The following is a 16148-nucleotide window of genomic DNA, read 5'->3' on the forward strand; positions in this document are numbered from 1 at the left end:
AGTGTCAGATTTCGAGGCGTTCTACCGGGGCACCGCCCCGCGGCTGATGCGCTTCGCGTACGGCCTCACGGGTGGCCTGGCCGAGGCGCAGGACTTCACCCAGGAGGCGTACGCCCGTGCCTGGCAGCGCTGGCCGAAGCTGCAGCGCTACGACAACCCCGAGGCGTGGCTGCGGCTGGTGGTGACCCGGCTGGCCACCGACTGGTGGCGGCGGCTGACCGTGCGCCGGGCCGCCGGGCTGCCCGAACCACCGAACGTGCCGCCCCCCGACGACGAGCTGATGACCCTCGTCGCGGCGCTGAAGACCCTGCCCATCGACCAGCGCCGGGTGCTGGCGATGCACTACCTGCTCGACCAGCCCGTGGCGGAGATCGCCGTGGAGCTGTCGGTGCCGGTCAACACCGTCAAGTCGTGGCTGGCCCGGGGTCGGGCCGGCCTCGCCGCAGCCCTGGGGGAGCGCAGCCATGTCAACTGAGCTGGACCGCCTCTACGCGAGGCTGGCCGACCGCGTGGACGCGGCGCCACCCCCGGAGCTGTCCGCGGTGCGGGCGCGGGCCGCCCAGCGCCGCCGCCGGTCGTTCGGCGGCCTGCTCGCCGCCGCGGCTGCCCTGCTCGCCGCGCTGTTCGCCGCGCAGGCCGTGCTGGCACCCGCGGCCACCCCGGTGCGGCCGGTGCTCCCGGCGCTGCCCGCCGCGACGGAGTTCCTCCCCTTCGACGGCTCCGCCGACCCGGTCATCCGCTTCACGGGGCCGGTCCGGTTCGGCATGACCGAGACCGCCGGCGACCGCTCGTACGCCATGTGGATGGCCGAGGACGGCACCGAGTGGGTCGGCGGCGTCGACCTGACCACCGCGAAGCCGCTGTGGCCGGCGCTGTCGCTGGGCAAGTTCGGCGACACCAACGGCATGGAGGTGTCCGCCGGGGCGATCCTGCTGCTCACCGAGCAGGGCTTCGACAACCCGCTGATCAAGGATGGCAGCGACACGATCATCGCCGTCGACCCGGCCACCGGGAAGATCATGTGGACGCTGCCCTACTCCTTCAACGACACCGACCGGGTCCTCTACGACGACACGCTCGTGATCACCTGGGTGCAGCGCGGCGTCACCGAGGCGCTCGACCTGCGCACCGGCAAGGCGCGCTGGACGGTCACCGACCGGGTGGCGCAGTCCGGCACCAACGCGCTGCGCACCATGTCCGAGCTGTACGCCGTGGGCGGCTTCGCGGGCCGGGCACCCGCGGACCGGCGTGTCGTGCTGCACCTGGCCGACGGGCGGGCGCAGCTGCGCGACGTGGCGACCGGCCGGGTGGAGCGGGAGCTCACCGCGCCGGTGCTGCCCGCGGAGGGGGACCGGCTGCGGCAGGAGACCGTGGTCGACGGGGTGCTGTACCAGTTCGCCGGGGGCAGGGTCAGCGCCCTGCCGCTCGACGGGTCGCCCGCCGGGACGGACGTCGCCGTCCAGGCGAACCTCGACGGGGCCTGGCCGTCGCCGTGCCTGGCCGGGGGACTTTTCTGCGCCGTCACCGGCGACACCGGCGAGAGCGCCACGCTGACGGTGATCGACCCGCGTACCGGCGCGACGGTCTGGCAGCACGAGGTGAAGGCCAGGGTGCGCGGCGTGCTCCCGGCACAGGCCGGGCTGGTGGTCATGGGCGAGCCGTCCGTGGTCCTCGCCGCCGACGGCACGCCGCTGGCGAGTCTGGACGGTCAGGCCATGTGGGTCGAGTCCGGCAATCTCCTGGTCGTCGGCCAGGCGGGCGTCTCCGGCCATCAGCTGGCCACCGGCGAGAACGTCGCCCTCGGGCAGCCGGGGGTCACCGGTTACTGCTCGGCGAACGCGACCATGCTGACCTGCCCGACCAAGGACGGGGTCGGCGTCTACCGGTACGCCCGGTGAACAGCGCGGCGCCCCACCCGACCTGGGTGGGGCGCCGCGCGGGCCCGGCTCAGGGACGGATGAAGCCGATCATCGGCGTGGTCGCCGCGATCTGCAGGATCATCGCGACGGCGACCACGGCGAAGGGCCAGGACCGGGACGAGCGGGCGCACACCCAGGCCACCGGGATCGTCAGGAACACCGCGAGGAAGATCCAGAGCCGGGTGGTCTCGCCGCGGTTGATGCCGACCAGGTCGAGGAAGGCCAGCACGGCCAGCCCGGACAGGGTCAGCGCGGCGATGGGCCGGGCCACCCCGCGCCGCACCGCGTCCCAGGCGGCATATCCGATCAGCACGGTGGCCGCGATCCCGGCGCAGAGCGCGAAGTCGCCGAGGTTGCGCACCACCCACACGTCGTAGGGCCGGTGTGCGCGCTCGTTGAAGTCGGTCGCGTCGGCCAGCACCTCGGCCAGGTTCACGAACAGGTCGTAGCCGAACACCAGCTTCGTGCCGAGGTACGCCCCGGCGAAGGCGGCCAGGGTCAGCGACACCAGCTTGAGCAGCCCGACCCAGTCCAGCCGGCGGTGGTACAGCGCCAGCGCGGCCAGCGCCGCGAACGTCAGCCCCATCACCAGCGGCAGCGGCTCGAAGAAGAACACCAGGTAGAGCGATGCGCCCACGCCCACCGCCCAGCCCCAGTGCGTGCTGCGCAGGTAACGCGTGAACAGCCACAGCGACAGCAGGATCGGCACCGGCGAGACGGCGTTGAGGATGGGCAGGAAGTACAGCCGGCCCGGCACCAGCAGGCACAGGATCAGCGCGTACAGCGCCACCCGACGGTCGCCGAGCACCTCGCGTACCACCAGGTAGACCAGCAGGGCGCTCAGGCTGGACACCGCCATGATCAGGATGCCGAGCGCGGCCGGGTTCGTGGTGAACATGCCGAGCAGGTGGTAGAGCAGCGTCTTGCCGGGCATGTTCGAGCGGGCGTGCTGCGGCAGCGCGTGCACGATCTCCTCGAATCGCGTCAGGTACTCGTACGCGGAGAAGCGCAGCGACGGCGAGTAGAAGGAGTTCGCCCGGTCGCTGCCGACGACCGCGCCCAGCGACACCTCGTCGGCGGCGCGCACGACCAGCTGCAGCGGGACGGCGGCGCACAGCCACATGGCCAGCGCGAGCCGCTCGTGGCGTGCGCCGAGTCGGTGGGTGAGCCACAGCAGGGCCAGCACCGCGGCCGTGGCGCCCGCGAACGGCAGCAGCATCTCCCAGGCGAACGTGTGCACGTAGCGGTAGCGCCACGCACCCGCCCGCGAGCCCGCCGGCAGCAGTTGCACGGCCGCCAGCACCGCGGCGACGACGGTGAGTCCGGCCCCGGCCAGCACCGCGATCGCGACCGGGCGCGGGGTCCGGCCCGCGGCGGGCACAGGCACCGGCCCCGGCGTGGCGGGCTGGGTCCGTTCGGCGGTGAGCAGCGAACCGTCGTGCACGTTCGATCCCTTTCAACGGCGGGTCGACTCCGGACCTGCGCACGCGGGCGCAGGTCCGGGTCAATCATCAAGAACGGTCCGTGCGGGAGGGGGATACGGCGGCGTACGCCCCACGGTCAGTCCGTGCGGCCCGGCGGTACGAGCCGCCGGTGCGCGCCGGCGGTGCGGGTTAGGGTGTTCGCCGAAGAGTGCGACGACCGGGAGGCTCGGATGAGCGCGGTGCGTGAGGCGTACCTGCAGGCCGCGCTGTCGGCCGCGGCCCTGGTCGGCGACCCGGCCGTCGCCTCGGCCTGGGCGAAGCCGAGCGCGCTGGACGGCTTCACGGTCGCCGGGCTGGCCGGGCACCTGGCCGCCCAGGTGGTGAACGTGCCGCGGGTGCTGCGCGCACCGGCGCCGGACGGGCCGCCGGTCGCCCTCGCCGACCACTACGGCCGGGTGCGGTGGCTCGGCGCGGACCTCGACGCCGAGGTCAACGTGCAGATCCGGCAGGGCGGCGAGGCGCTGGCCGAGGCCGGTCCGCGTGAGCTGGTGGCGCAGACCGGGCTGGCGGTGGCCGAGCTGCGCTCGCTGCTGGCCGAGGAGCCCGCCGACCGCCTGGTCAGCCCACCGGCCGGACCGTGGGCGATGCTGCTGGACGACTTCCTGGTGACCCGGCTGATGGAGATCACCGTGCACTCCGACGACCTGGCGTACAGCGTCGGCGTGCCCACGCCCGACCAGCCGCGGGACGTGCTCGACCCGGTGCTGGCGCTGCTCGGCGAGCTCGCCGTGCGCCGCCACGGGCAGGCCGCGGTCATCCGCGCGCTGAGCCGGGCCGAACGCGCCCCGGCGAGCATCACCGCGTTCTGAGAGGGCTACGCCGATGCGACTCGACCTCGATCACGACAGCGCCGTCCCGCCGTACGAGCAGGTGCGGGCGGAGATCGCCGCGATGATCGGCGACGGCAGGCTGGCCCCCGGCGCGCACCTGCCCACGATCCGGCAGCTCGCCGCGGACCTCGGTCTCGCCGTGAACACGGTGGCCCGCTCCTACCGTGAACTGGAGGCCGCGGGCCTGGTGGTGAGCCGGGTGCGACATGGCACCACGGTCGCCGAGCGCCGCCCCGACCTGCCGCCCGCCGAGGCGATGGCCAGGCTCGACGAGGCCGCGCGGGCGTACCGGGCGGCGGCCCGCGCGCTCGGGGCAAGCCTCGACGGCGCGATCCAGGCGCTGCGCCGGGTCGACGCCGAGCAGCCCGCCTCCGGCCGGACCCGTGTCTGACCTGCCGGGCACACTGTTCGCCATGGAACTGGAGACCTTCGAACTGGTGATGCTGCGCCGCCCGGCGAACCCGGTCGAGTACGACGACGCCGCATCCGCCCGCATCCAGGCGGAGCACCTGGCCTACCTGGCCGGGCTGCGCGCCTCGGGCCACGTGGTCACCAACGGCCCGGTGCTCGACGGGCCCGACGAGTCGCTGCGCGGCCTGGTCTTCTTCCGCACCGGCTCGCAGGACGAGGCGCGCCGCCTGGCCGAGCAGGACCCCGCGGTCCGCGCCGGGCGGTTGGCCGTCGACGTGATGACCTACTGGTGCCCGCCCGGCACGATGGCCGCCCCCGGCCAGACGATCACCCTGCCCGGCTGACGCGAAGGCGGCCAATTTTCGCAATTCGGTCATATGCTGGCCGTGTGGTGGACGGGGAGGCGGGACGCTATCTGGCCATCGCCGATCACGGGCTGATCGGCGACATGCGCAGCGTGGCACTGGTCGGGGTGAACGGCACCATCGACTGGTACTGCTGCCCGCGGTTCGACTCGCCCAGCGTGTTCGCCTCGCTGCTCGACGCCGACCGGGGCGGCCGGTTCGAGCTGGCCCCGGCCGTCCCCGCGCAGACCAAGCAGTTCTACTTCCCGGACACCAACGTCCTGATCACCCGGTTCTACGCCGAAGAGGGCGTGGGCGAGATCCAGGACTTCATGCCGATCGTCGGTGACCCCACCGAGGCGGGGCGGCACCGCCTGATCCGCCGGGTGCTCTGCGTACGCGGGAAACTGCCCTTCGCCGCGCTGGTCGCGCCGCGCTTCGACTACGGGCGGCAGGAGCATGTGCTGCGCCGCGACGGCGACCAGGTGATCTTCGAGTGCCCGGTGCTGTCGCTGGCACTGACCAGCAGCGTCGACGTCGTCGACGACGACGGTGACGCGCGGGCGCTGTTCACCCTCGGTGAGGGCGAGACGGCCGTGTTCGCGTTGGACCGGGTCACCGCGGAGGTGCGGCCGCGCTCCTGCCCGGTGGCCGAGGCGGAGGAGCAGTTCAACGCCACGGTCGGCTACTGGCGGCGGTGGCTTTCCGCGTCGCGGTACCGGGGCCGGTGGCGCGAGATGGTGCACCGCTCGGCGCTGACCCTGAAGCTGCTCACGTACGCCCCGACCGGTGCGATCGTCGCGGCCGCCACGACCAGCCTGCCGGAGCAGATCGGCGGCGAGCGCAACTGGGACTACCGCTACGTGTGGATCCGCGACGCGGCGTTCTGCGTGTACGCGCTGCTGCGCCTGGGCTTCACCGAGGAGGCCTCGGCGTTCATGGACTTCCTGGAGCGCCACGTGGCGCTGCGCGGCGACGGCCCCGACGGGCCGCTGCAGATCATGTACGGCATCGACGGCCGGACCGACCTCGACGAGCGGGAGCTGCCGCACCTGGAGGGATATCGCGGCTCGGCTCCGGTACGGGTCGGCAACGCCGCGGTCGACCAGCTCCAGCTCGACATCTACGGCGCGCTGATCGATTCGATCTACCTCTACGACAAGTGGGCGCAGCCCATCTCCAGCGACCGCTGGGAGGAGGTGTCGGAGCTGGTCGAGTGGGTGTGCGGGCACTGGGACCAGCCCGACGAGGGCATCTGGGAGACCCGCGGCGGTCGCAAGAACTTCCTGTACTCGCGGCTCATGTGCTGGGTGGCGATCGAACGCGCGATCCGCATGGCCAACCGCCGCGGCCTGCCCGCCGACCTGCGCCGCTGGCGGGAGACCCGGGACGCGGTCTACCACCAGATCATGCGCAAGGGCTGGTCGCCGGAGCGCGAGGCGTTCACCCAGCACGAGGACGACGTGGTGCTCGACGCCGCGGTGCTGATGATGCCGCTGTCGAAGTTCATCTCGCCGACCGATCCGAAATGGCTGTCCACGCTGGACGCACTGGGCCGGGACCTGGTCTCGGACTCCCTCGTCTACCGCTACGACCCCACGGTCAGCCCCGACGGCCTGCGCGGCACCGAGGGCACCTTCTCCATCTGCTCCTTCTGGTACGTCGAAGCCCTGTCCCGGGCCGGCCGCCTCGACGAGGCCCGCCTGGCCTTCGAGAAGATGCTCACCTACGCCAACCACGTCGGCCTGTTCGCCGAGCAGATCGGTCCGACCGGCGAACAGCTCGGCAACTTCCCCCAGGCCTTCACCCACCTGGCCCTCATCTCCGCCGCCTTCAACCTCGACCGCGCCCTCGGCTGACCCAGGATGTGGGCGGGCCGGTGCGGTGGCGGGCGGGGCGGCCCGGGGCTTGTTAGGCTGGGCGGTGGGCCGTGACTGGCGCGCTGGGATGGGACACCATCGGGGAGCGGCTCCGTCATCGTGACGCTGTGCCGTGCGCCTGGGCCTCTTCCGTCCTGTCTAGGAGGTCCGCATGTCCGACGCGTCCCTGTCCAGCGAATCCCTGGCCTACCGCCACGCGCTGGACGCCATCCGCGCCGTCGAGCCGGCGGTCGCCGCCGCGATCGGCGCCGAACTCGCCGACCAGCGCGAGTCGCTCAAGCTGATCGCCAGCGAGAACTACGCCTCACCCGCGACGCTGCTGGCCATGGGCAACTGGTTCAGCGACAAGTACGCCGAGGGCACCGTCGGCCGTCGCTTCTACGCCGGCTGCAAGAACGTCGACACCGTCGAGGCGCTCGCCGCCCAGCACGCCCGCGAGCTGTTCGGGGCGCAGCACGCCTACGTCCAGCCGCACTCGGGCATCGACGCCAACCTGGTCGCCTTCTGGGCCGTGCTCGCCCAGCGGGTGGAGAGCCCGGCGCTGGCCAAGGCGCAGGCCCGCCACGTCAACGACCTGAACGAGGCCGACTGGGCGACGCTGCGCCGCGAGCTGGGCGACCAGCGCATGCTCGGCATGTCGCTGGACGCGGGCGGTCACCTCACGCACGGCTTCCGCCCGAACATCTCCGGCAAGATGTTCGAGCAGCGCAGCTACGGCACCGACCCGGCGACGGGACTGGTCGACTACGACGCGCTGGCCAAGTCGGCGCGCGAGTTCCGGCCGCTGATCATCGTGGCGGGCTACTCGGCGTACCCCCGGCTGGTGAACTTCCGGATCATGCGGGAGATCGCCGACGAGGTCGGCGCGACCCTGATGGTCGACATGGCGCACTTCGCGGGCCTGGTCGCGGGCAAGGTGCTCACCGGCGACTTCGACCCGATCCCGCACGCGCAGATCGTCACCACCACCACGCACAAGTCGCTGCGCGGCCCGCGCGGCGGCATGGTGCTGTGCCAGACCGAGCTGGCCGACCAGGTCGACCGCGGCTGCCCGATGGTGCTCGGCGGCCCGCTGCCGCACGTCATGGCGGCCAAGGCGGTCGCGCTGGCCGAGGCCCGCCGGCCGGAGTTCCGCGACTACGCCCAGCGCATCGTCGACAACGCGCACGCGCTGGCCGAGGGCCTGCTCAAGCGCGGCGCGAAGCTGGTCACCGGCGGCACCGACAACCACCTGGTGCTGCTGGACGTGTCGTCGTACGGCATCACCGGCCGGCAGGCCGAGTCGGCGCTGCTCGACTCGAACATCGTCACCAACCGCAACGCGGTGCCGCAGGACCGCAACGGCGCCTGGTACACCTCCGGCATCCGGCTGGGCACCCCGGCGCTGACCACGCGCGGCCTCGGCACGGCCGAGATGGACCAGATCGCCGACCTGATCCACACCGTGCTGGCGGGCACCACGCCCGGCACCACCGAGGGCAAGCCCTCCAAGGCCGCGTACGTGCTGGCCGACGGTGTCGCCGACCGGGTCGCCGGGCAGACCGACGACCTGCTCAAGGGCTTCCCGCTGTACCCGACGATCGACCTCGGCTGAGTATCGGCGCAGGTGCGGGGGCGACCGGGTCGCCTCCGCACCTTTTGTCGCCCGGGCGGTTCCCCGCGATGTGAAGGAATGGCACGAGACGTCTACATTGGCGCGATGGAATCAACAGTCCTAGTCGTCGCCGGATCGGCGTGCGTGTTCCTCGTCGTGATCGTCGTGGTGGTGGTGAGCATCGTCGCGTCCCGCCGCACCACGGGCCAGGGCCCGGCGGCCAAGCGCCGTCCCGGCGGTTACGTCGGCCCCGTGCACAGCGGCTCCACCGCCGGTGACCCGGTCTGGACCGACGAGCAGACGTGGGTGCACAACAGCTCCGGCGGCAGCGGCTATGCGAGCGGCGTCGAGCCCGGCAGCAGCTCGGATTCGGGCGGCGGCTGGTCGGGCGGCGGCAGCAGCGACTCCGGCGGCGGCTGGTCCGGGGGCGGTTCGGACTCCGGCGGGTCGTCCGGCGGCGGCAGCAGCGACTCCGGCAGCAGTAGCAGCAGTTCCTGAGGGGTGAACGAAAGGCCCCGTTCCCGCCGTGCGGCGGGAACGGGGCCTTCTCCGTGCGGAGGGTCAGCGCTTGGTGGGCGCCGCCCCCACCTTGTCGACCGCGACCAGCGTGATCAGGTCGTTGAGGTCCGTGCCGACGTACGCGACGTCGCCCGCCGCGTAGTAGCGGCAGATGCCGACGTCGAACACGGCCGGCTTGGTGCCGTGCTCGCAGGCGACCGCCCGGAATCCCGGGGCGACCTTCAGCGAGCTGATGTTGTCGTTGCCGGCCCCGCCGAGACCGCCCCGCGAGTCCTCGAAGATGCCCAGGCCCAGCGAGGACTTGCCGCCCTCGAAGTCCCGGTCGCCGTACGCGGTGACGTTCGCGCCCTTGACCGGGTCGCCGGAGACCAGCAGCAGCGAGATGCCGTCGTCGAGGTCCGTGCCGGTGAGCGTGTGCTCCCCGGCGGGGAAGGACCGGCAGCGCCCGAGCGCGGTCAGGCCCGCCCCGGTCTTGCCGTCGTTGGCGCAGGCGACGAGCCGGTAGCCCGGCTCCAGGCGCAGCGAGCTGATCGCGTTGTCGCCGACGCCGGACAGTTCGCCGCGGCTGCCCTCGTACACCCCGGCCTCGAAGCTCTGGCTCTTGCCCTTGCTCTTGGCCTCGGAGAACACGGTCAGCGGCGGTCCGACGATGCCGACCAGCGAGATCTTGTCGTTGAGCGCGCCGACGGTGGCGTGCTCGCCGCTGCCGAGGATGCGGCAGACGCCGAGGTCGGCGCTGCCGGAGCGGTCCTTGTCGCAGGCGATCAGCCGGAATCCCGCGCCGATCTTGAGCGAGCTGATGGACGTGCTCTCGCCACCGGCGAGCTCACCCGCGACCGACTCGTGCATGCCCGCGCCCAGCGGCTGCGCGGCGCCCTTGAAGGCCGTCTCGCCGTAGCCGGTCACGCCCTTGCCCTCGACCGGGCCGCCGAAGACCGCCAGCGACGAGATCTTGTCGTTGAAGTCGCCGAGCGCGCCGTGCTCGCCGGGCCCGAAGTAGCGGCAGCTGCCCAGGTCGGGTGCGGTCGCCGGGCTGTCGCAGGCGACCACCCGGTAGCCGCCGGCCACCCGCAGCGAGCTGGCGGTGTTGTCCTTGACCGAGCCGAACGCGGCGGCGTCGAAGATCCCGGTGCCCAGGCCCTTGGACTCGCCCTTGAACCCGCTGTCGGAGTACAGCGTCACCGGCGAGCCGGTGTCCTTGCGCACGTAGCGCACCCGCAGCACCTTGGCGCCGGAGTCGGTGGCGTCGCCGCTCTTGGTGTAGAGCGTGGTGAAGTAGAGCCCGTCGGGTCCCGGGGCGAGGCCGGCGACGCTGGTCTTGCCGCTGCCGGTGTACTCGATCAGGGTCTTCGGGTCGTCGACCGAGCCGTCCTTGTTGAACGAGAACTCGACGATCTTCTTGCCGCGCCGCTGCGGGCCGCTGGCGTAGGTCGGGCCGCTCAGCGTGACGAAGCCGTTGCCGTACTTCTCCTGCGGGAAGCCGGCCGCGTGGTAGACGTTCGGCTCGGTGAACGCGATGTTGACCGGGCCCTGCGTCTCCTTCCAGTTGTAGAGGGCGTTCTTGGTCAGGCCGCTCGCGCCGCCGGTCCAGTGGTAGCGCCCGCCCTTGGTGATCCGGGCCAGCCGGTCGTTGACCGACGGGCCGTTCTCCACCGAGTAGTGCTGGCCGTCGGTCTGCCGCCACGCGCCCCCGAACGGGTTGCGCAGGCCGTACGCGTAGATGTAGTCCTTGGCCTGGAACTTGCCGGTGCCCTGGTAGAACGGGTTGTCACTCGGCGCGGTGCCGTCCAGGTTCATCCGCAGCACCTTGCCGCGGAACGAGTCCATGTCCTCGGCGGTGTCGGCGATGAAGCCGTCGCCCATGTGCACGTAGAGCTTGCCGTCCGGGCCGAGGCTCAGGTTCGAGATCTGGTGCGAGGTCGACTGCTCCTCGCCCGGCGCCTTGAAGATCGTGGTCTTGGTCGCGGCGGTCAGGCCGCCGTCCTCGCTGTGGAAGCGCACGACCTTCGGCAGCAGGTCGCCGTCGTCCTTGTACAGCATCGACACGAACAGGTCGCCGGTCTTCGGCTCGACCACGATGCCGGTCACGCCCATCTCGCCGGTGCCCGGGAACTGGGCGCTCGGGTCGAAGTCGAGCAGGTCGTCGGCGTACGTGTGCTTCTTGTAGTCGCCGGTCACCACGCGGATGCGGCCGTACAGCTCAGTGACGTAGAACAGCGGCTTCGTCGGATCGCCCGAGTAGTTCGGCACCATCGCGATGTTCACCGGCAGCGCCAGGTCGCCGGTGACCTCCTCGACCACGAAGCCGGGCTGGTGGATCTTCCAGTCGCCCGCGCCGGGCAGCGGCTTGCGCTCGACGTCGGTCTTGAACGGCCGCGCGGAGTAGGAGCTCCACGCGCCGCTCGTGTCGCGGTGCCGCACCCGCAGCGTGTAGGCCTTGTCCGCGATCAGGTCCTTGCGGCCGGTGAAGGAGTTCTCGAACACCCCGTCGCCCAGGTGCACGTGCACCCGGCCGGTGCCGCTGGCGCAGGAGTCGAACCAGACCCGCTCGCCGGAGCCGGGGCCGCCGCCCAGCCAGATCTCCCAGTCGGTGCACAGGTGGACGTCGCCGGCGTCGTTGTTCTGCATCGCCCGCGTCTCCATGTGCACGTCGGCGGCGCTGAGCAGTCTGTTGTCCTTCTCCGGCTCGGTGATGACCGGGGCCGTGGGGGCCGCGGCGCGGGCGGCGACCGGGGCCGGCGCGGCCGCGGTGCCGAACATCAGGACAGCGGACAGCAGTGAAGTGCCGAGCGCGCCTGCTCTCAATCCGTTATTCATGCTGGATATGCCTCCTGAAATGTCAACAAATGCGACAAACCAGGTCAGGCTACCTATAGCGCAGAGTGGTAGAAAGCGCACGCGCCGTGCGGAAGGTGTCTCGCACGTTCAGCGGTCAACCGGTGCGCGCCGCGCGTGCGGGGAGGAGTGCCCGCGCGCCGCGCCCGGCCGCCAGGGGCGCGAGAGATCCGCGACGCTCTGGACGTGCGATGGGACCAGCAGGGGTGCGTCCCGCTGGTCCCACTGGGATAGCGCCGGGCGTGGAGGGTATGTCACACAGCTGCCGTCAGCTGTCCTTCGTCTTCTTCGCCGTCGGCGCGGGATGTGCCTTGCTCGGCTTCGGCGAGGGCCCGTTGCCGGGATTGGCGCTGGGCCGGTTGTTGCTCGGCTCGACCAGCGCGGTGCAGTAGCCGGTCAGATCCTGCCCGGCCGCCGCGGCGACCAGGGCGGCGTACGTCGGGCTGTCCGTCGCCTTCGGCTTGTCCTTGTCCGCGGTGGCCAGGAACGACCGGCACAGGCCGTGCAGATTCGCGACCACCTCGGCCGACGTGGAGGGCAGCGGCGTGGGCGAGCCGCTCGGCGACGGCAGGGCGCTGCCGCCCGGGGTGCCGTCCGGCCCGGAGTCCGACGGCGACGCCGGAGACTGCGGGCCGATCGGGAACGGGTTGGGCAGCACGCCCGAGTGGGCCGCGAACGCGACACCCCCGACCGTGAGCGCGGCGGCGATCGCCCCCACCTTCAGCGCGAGGGCCCGGCGCAGCGTGCGGCGCCTGCGCGCCACCGGCTGCGGATATGCGGCACGGAAGGCGGCCATCACCGCGGCGGCCCCGGCGACCTCGTCGGGCCGTCCGGGCGCGGCGGCACGCGCCAGCAGGTCGCCGACCGGTCCCTGGTCGGCGACCTGGGTACGGGCGCCGTCGAGCAGCCGCTCGCTCGTGCCGGGGTCGAACCCGCCGGTCGTGAAAAACTCGCTCATGTCACCTCGTTGAGCGTCGGGTCCGCGCCGGGTGTCACTGTTTCGCCATCGTGACGTGCGCCACCCAGCACCTCGGCCAGCCGCCGCAGCCCCCGGTGCGCGGCCATGCGCACCGCGCCCGGCCGCTTGCCGAGCACGTCGGCGGCGGACTGCGCGTCCAGGCCCATCACCGCCCGCAGCAGCACCGCCTCGGCCTGGTCGGCGGGCAGCGAGGCGATGAGCGAGAGCGCGCCGTCGGTCGTCATCAGCTGCTCGGCGGAGGCCGCGGTGTCGTCGGCGGCGGGCAGGTCCGCCATCGCCTCGACGGGAAACGGCACCGACGGGCGGCGCTGATGGTGGCGCAGGTGGTCCATGGCCCGGTGCCGGCCCACGGTCGCCGCCCAGCGCCGGAAACCGCCCTCGTCGCCACGGAACGTATGCAGGTCACGCACGATCTGCAGCCAGGTCTCGGAGGCGACGTCCTCGGCGTCCGCGCCGACGAGCATCCGTAAGTAACGCAGCAAACCGGGCTGAACCGCCAGGTAGAGGCTGTTGAACGCCGCCTCGTCGCCGTGCCGCGCCGCATCCACCGCCGCCGTCAGGTCGGCGGCACGGGGTCGCAGCTCGGTCACCGGCAGCTCCCCTCGCGCGTCTCTGAGCGCTTGATTGTGCACACATCCCACCCCCGAGTGCGAACCGGCCACCCCCCATCCGGAGACGCGCGTCACCCGGTGTGACGTTCGGCGGGCATCCGGCGCTCTACCGGTGGCGCGTGTCGTGCGCGGTGGCAGGCCTCCGTGAGGGGGCGAGGGCTAGGTCAGGGCAGCAGGGGATGAGCAGAAGAAAAGGCGCGAACCGGCCGGTGTTCGTGGACCGCACGGGCCGCAGGCGGCGCCTGTTCACCGTGCTCGCCGCCGGTGGCGGGGTGGCGCTCACGCTGATGCTGGGCATCGTGGTGGCGGGCTTCCTCGGGGTGGAGGGGGCGGGCCTGCCCGGCCTGCCCCAGTTGCTGCCCGACCGTCCCGTGGCCGAGGAGTCGGCCGACCCGGAGCCGGCCACCTCGACGCCGGAGCCGCAGCCGCAGCCGGCCACGGCGCCCTCCGCGTCGCCGACGAAGACCACCGGCAAACCGAGTGCCGTGCCCACCTCCTCGTCGTCCACCCGCGGCAACCGGCCCACCGACCGGCCGCACCCGGCCCCGTCGAAGAAGAAGTGACGATGGCGCGACACACGAGGCGCAGCGTGCCCAAGCGCCGCGAACCCAAGGCGCACTGGCTGCTGCTGGCGCTGTCCCTGGCGCTCGCCCTGGCCGGGCTGTCCCTCAACGGCTACGTCGAGCACATCGGCGCGGAGGGCAGCGGCCCGCACCCGGTCGCCGACGAGCGTCCCGCCCCCGACGAGGTGGTCGAGGGCGGCCCGGTGCAGCGGCTCGCCGCCGACGGCACGGTCACCACGCGCGCGATGCCCGCCAAGACGATCGCGCTGACCTTCGACGACGGCCCCGACCCGCGCTGGACGCCCGCGATCCTCGACGTGCTGCGCCGCCACGACGCGGCCGGCACCTTCTTCACCGTCGGCGCGCAGGTCAACCAGCATCCCGACATCGCGCGGCAGATCGTCGACAGCGGCAGCGAGGTCGCCGCGCACACGTTCACCCACCTCGACCTGACCGCCGCGCCCGGCTGGCAGCGCACCGCCGAGACGACGCTGACCGGCAACGCCATCGCCGCCGCGACCGGCCTGCGTCCGACCCTGCTGCGCCCGCCCTACTCGGCGACCCCGGACGCGGTGACCGTGCCCGCATACGAGGCGATGCGGCAGGCTGCCGACGAGGGCTACCTCACCGTGCTGGCCGACCTCGACACCAAGGACTGGAGCCGGCCCGGCGTCGACGCCATCGTCACCGCCGCCACGCCCGAGGCGGGCACGGGCGCGATCGTGATGATGCACGACGCCGGCGGCGACCGCTCGCAGACCGTCGCCGCCCTGGAGATCCTCATCCCGCGGCTGCAGGAGCAGGGCTACCGCTTCACCACCGTGTCGCAGGCCATGGAGCTGCCGGCGGCGCCCGCCGCGCCCGCCGGGCAGCGGGTGCGCGGACATGCCCTGCGGTTCGCGCAGCTCGGCGCGGGCTGGCTGGCCGGCGCGATGACCTGGCTCATGCTCGCCGCCGTGGTGCTCGCCATGCTGCGCCTGATCGTGCAGGTGTGGTGCGCGCGGGTGCACGTGCGCCGGATGCGCAAGCTGTCCGGCAAGCGCAAGCGGTACGTCGGCGCGGTGTCGGTGATCGTGCCCGCCTACAACGAGTCGGCCAACATCGAGGCGACAGTCCGCTCGCTGATCGGCAGCGACTACCCGGACGTCGAGGTCATCGTCGTCGACGACGGCTCCACCGACGGCACCGCCGAGCTGGTCCGCCGCCTGCGCCTGCCGAACGTGTACGTGGTGGAGCAGGAGAACGCCGGCAAGCCGACCGCGCTGAACACGGGCGTCATGTTCGCCCGCGGCGACATCCTGGTGATGGTCGACGGGGACACCGTCTTCGAACCCGACGCGATCGGCGAGCTGGTGCAGCCCCTGGCCGACCCCGAGGTCGGCGCGGTGTCCGGCAACACCAAGGTGGCCAACCGCGGTGGGCTGCTCGGCCGCTGGCAGCACCTGGAGTACGTGATCGGCTTCAACCTGGACCGCCGGATGTTCGACGTCCTGCAGTGCATGCCGACCGTGCCCGGCGCGATCGGCGCGTTCCGCCGCGAGACGATCGTCGACGTCGGCGGCGTGTCCACGCAGACCCTGGCCGAGGACACCGACTTCACCATGGCGATCATCCGGGCCGGGTGGCGCGTGGTGTACACGCCCGACGCGATCGCCTGGACCGAAGCCCCGGCCTCGCTGCGCCAGCTGTGGCGGCAGCGCTACCGGTGGTGCTACGGCACCATGCAGGCGATGTGGAAGCACCGCCGGGCGCTGGCCGAGGGCGGGGCGTCGGGACGGCTGGGCCGCCGCGGCCTGTCCTACCTGACGCTGTTCCAGGTGCTGCTGCCGCTGTCCGCGCCGATGGTCGACGTCTACGGCGTGTACGGCGCGATCTTCCTGCCGCCGACACAGGTGGCGGCGGTGTGGCTCGGCTTCACCGCAGTCCAGGTGCTGACCGCGGCGTACGCCCTCAAGCTCGACGGGGAACGTTACGGCCCGCTGTGGAGCCTGCCCCTGCAGCAGATCGTGTACCGGCAGCTGATGTACCTCGTGGTGATCCAGTCCACGGTCATGGCGCTGGTCGGCGACCGCCTGCGCTGGCACCGGATGGCCCGCACCGGCGCTGCCACCGCCCACGCCCGCACCAGCGCCTGACCTGAGTTCTGGGCCGCGGAGAAGCCGTGTCGATGCCTGCGCTG

The 16148-nt window shown here is 72.4% G+C and carries 14 protein-coding genes and 1 riboswitch; of the genes, 10 read left to right on the plus strand and 4 right to left on the minus strand.

The annotated features are described in order from the left end of the window. Position 1 precedes the first annotated feature (1 nt). Positions 2 to 475: a sigma-70 family RNA polymerase sigma factor gene (locus F6W97_RS15955; RefSeq protein WP_407924580.1), complete on the plus strand. Its 474-nt coding sequence runs from the start codon at positions 2 to 4 to the stop codon at positions 473 to 475. Next, a complete protein-coding gene (locus tag F6W97_RS15960) occupies positions 465 to 1898 on the plus strand; it encodes an outer membrane protein assembly factor BamB family protein (RefSeq protein ID WP_155371131.1) in 1434 nt (477 codons plus the stop codon). The genes F6W97_RS15955 and F6W97_RS15960 overlap by 11 nt, the downstream gene beginning before the upstream one ends. A gap of 49 nt (positions 1899 to 1947) precedes the next feature. On the opposite strand, the gene F6W97_RS15965 is transcribed toward F6W97_RS15960, so the two are convergent. Beyond that, positions 1948 to 3363, minus strand: a complete 1416-nt coding sequence (locus F6W97_RS15965) for a hypothetical protein (RefSeq protein ID WP_155371132.1) — start codon at positions 3361 to 3363, stop codon at positions 1948 to 1950. Between the two features lie 210 nt (positions 3364 to 3573). Between F6W97_RS15965 and F6W97_RS15970 the strand changes: the two genes are divergently transcribed. The 6 genes from F6W97_RS15970 (at position 3574) to F6W97_RS15995 (ending at position 8960) form a co-directional block, all read left to right on the plus strand. Next, the gene (locus F6W97_RS15970; protein WP_155371133.1) at positions 3574 to 4212 is read left to right on the plus strand and encodes a maleylpyruvate isomerase N-terminal domain-containing protein; all 639 of its coding nucleotides are present in this window, start codon (positions 3574 to 3576) and stop codon (positions 4210 to 4212) included. 13 nt (positions 4213 to 4225) lie between these two features. Then, the gene (locus tag F6W97_RS15975) at positions 4226 to 4624 is read left to right on the plus strand and encodes a GntR family transcriptional regulator (protein ID WP_155371134.1); all 399 of its coding nucleotides are present in this window, start codon (positions 4226 to 4228) and stop codon (positions 4622 to 4624) included. A 22-nt stretch (positions 4625 to 4646) separates the two neighbouring features. Beyond that, positions 4647 to 4988, plus strand: a complete 342-nt coding sequence (locus F6W97_RS15980) for a YciI family protein (protein ID WP_155371135.1) — start codon at positions 4647 to 4649, stop codon at positions 4986 to 4988. A 44-nt stretch (positions 4989 to 5032) separates the two neighbouring features. Next, a complete protein-coding gene (locus tag F6W97_RS15985; protein ID WP_269059695.1) occupies positions 5033 to 6847 on the plus strand; it encodes a glycoside hydrolase family 15 protein in 1815 nt (604 codons plus the stop codon). A 61-nt stretch (positions 6848 to 6908) separates the two neighbouring features. Continuing rightward, positions 6909 to 6999: riboswitch (ZMP/ZTP riboswitch) on the plus strand. 20 nt (positions 7000 to 7019) lie between these two features. After that, positions 7020 to 8462, plus strand: coding sequence for a glycine hydroxymethyltransferase (locus F6W97_RS15990; protein WP_155371136.1), 1443 nt, complete (start codon positions 7020 to 7022; stop codon positions 8460 to 8462). A gap of 105 nt (positions 8463 to 8567) precedes the next feature. Further along, positions 8568 to 8960, plus strand: coding sequence for a hypothetical protein (locus F6W97_RS15995; protein WP_155371137.1), 393 nt, complete (start codon positions 8568 to 8570; stop codon positions 8958 to 8960). 63 nt (positions 8961 to 9023) lie between these two features. Here the strand turns inward: F6W97_RS15995 and F6W97_RS16000 are convergent, their stop codons facing one another. From F6W97_RS16000 to F6W97_RS16010, 3 genes are all read right to left on the minus strand, one after another. Further along, a complete protein-coding gene (locus F6W97_RS16000) occupies positions 9024 to 11798 on the minus strand; it encodes a PQQ-dependent sugar dehydrogenase (RefSeq protein ID WP_155371138.1) in 2775 nt (924 codons plus the stop codon). A 286-nt stretch (positions 11799 to 12084) separates the two neighbouring features. Beyond that, positions 12085 to 12774, minus strand: a complete 690-nt coding sequence (locus F6W97_RS16005; RefSeq protein ID WP_155371139.1) for a hypothetical protein — start codon at positions 12772 to 12774, stop codon at positions 12085 to 12087. Next, the gene (locus F6W97_RS16010; RefSeq protein ID WP_230686718.1) at positions 12771 to 13385 is read right to left on the minus strand and encodes an RNA polymerase sigma factor; all 615 of its coding nucleotides are present in this window, start codon (positions 13383 to 13385) and stop codon (positions 12771 to 12773) included. The genes F6W97_RS16005 and F6W97_RS16010 overlap by 4 nt, the downstream gene beginning before the upstream one ends. Before the next feature lie 200 nt (positions 13386 to 13585). Here F6W97_RS16010 and F6W97_RS16015 point away from each other — a divergent pair, with 200 nt between their 5' ends. Continuing rightward, a complete protein-coding gene (locus F6W97_RS16015) occupies positions 13586 to 13969 on the plus strand; it encodes a hypothetical protein (RefSeq protein WP_155371140.1) in 384 nt (127 codons plus the stop codon). Between the two features lie 2 nt (positions 13970 to 13971). Beyond that, positions 13972 to 16104 (plus strand): bifunctional polysaccharide deacetylase/glycosyltransferase family 2 protein, encoded by a 2133-nt coding sequence (locus F6W97_RS16020; RefSeq protein ID WP_155371141.1) that lies wholly within the window; start codon positions 13972 to 13974, stop codon positions 16102 to 16104. Positions 16105 to 16148: the final 44 nt, after the last annotated feature.

It is taken from the genome of Catellatospora vulcania (assembly GCF_009720385.1).
GTDB classification, from domain to species: Bacteria; Actinomycetota; Actinomycetes; order Mycobacteriales; family Micromonosporaceae; genus Catellatospora; species Catellatospora vulcania.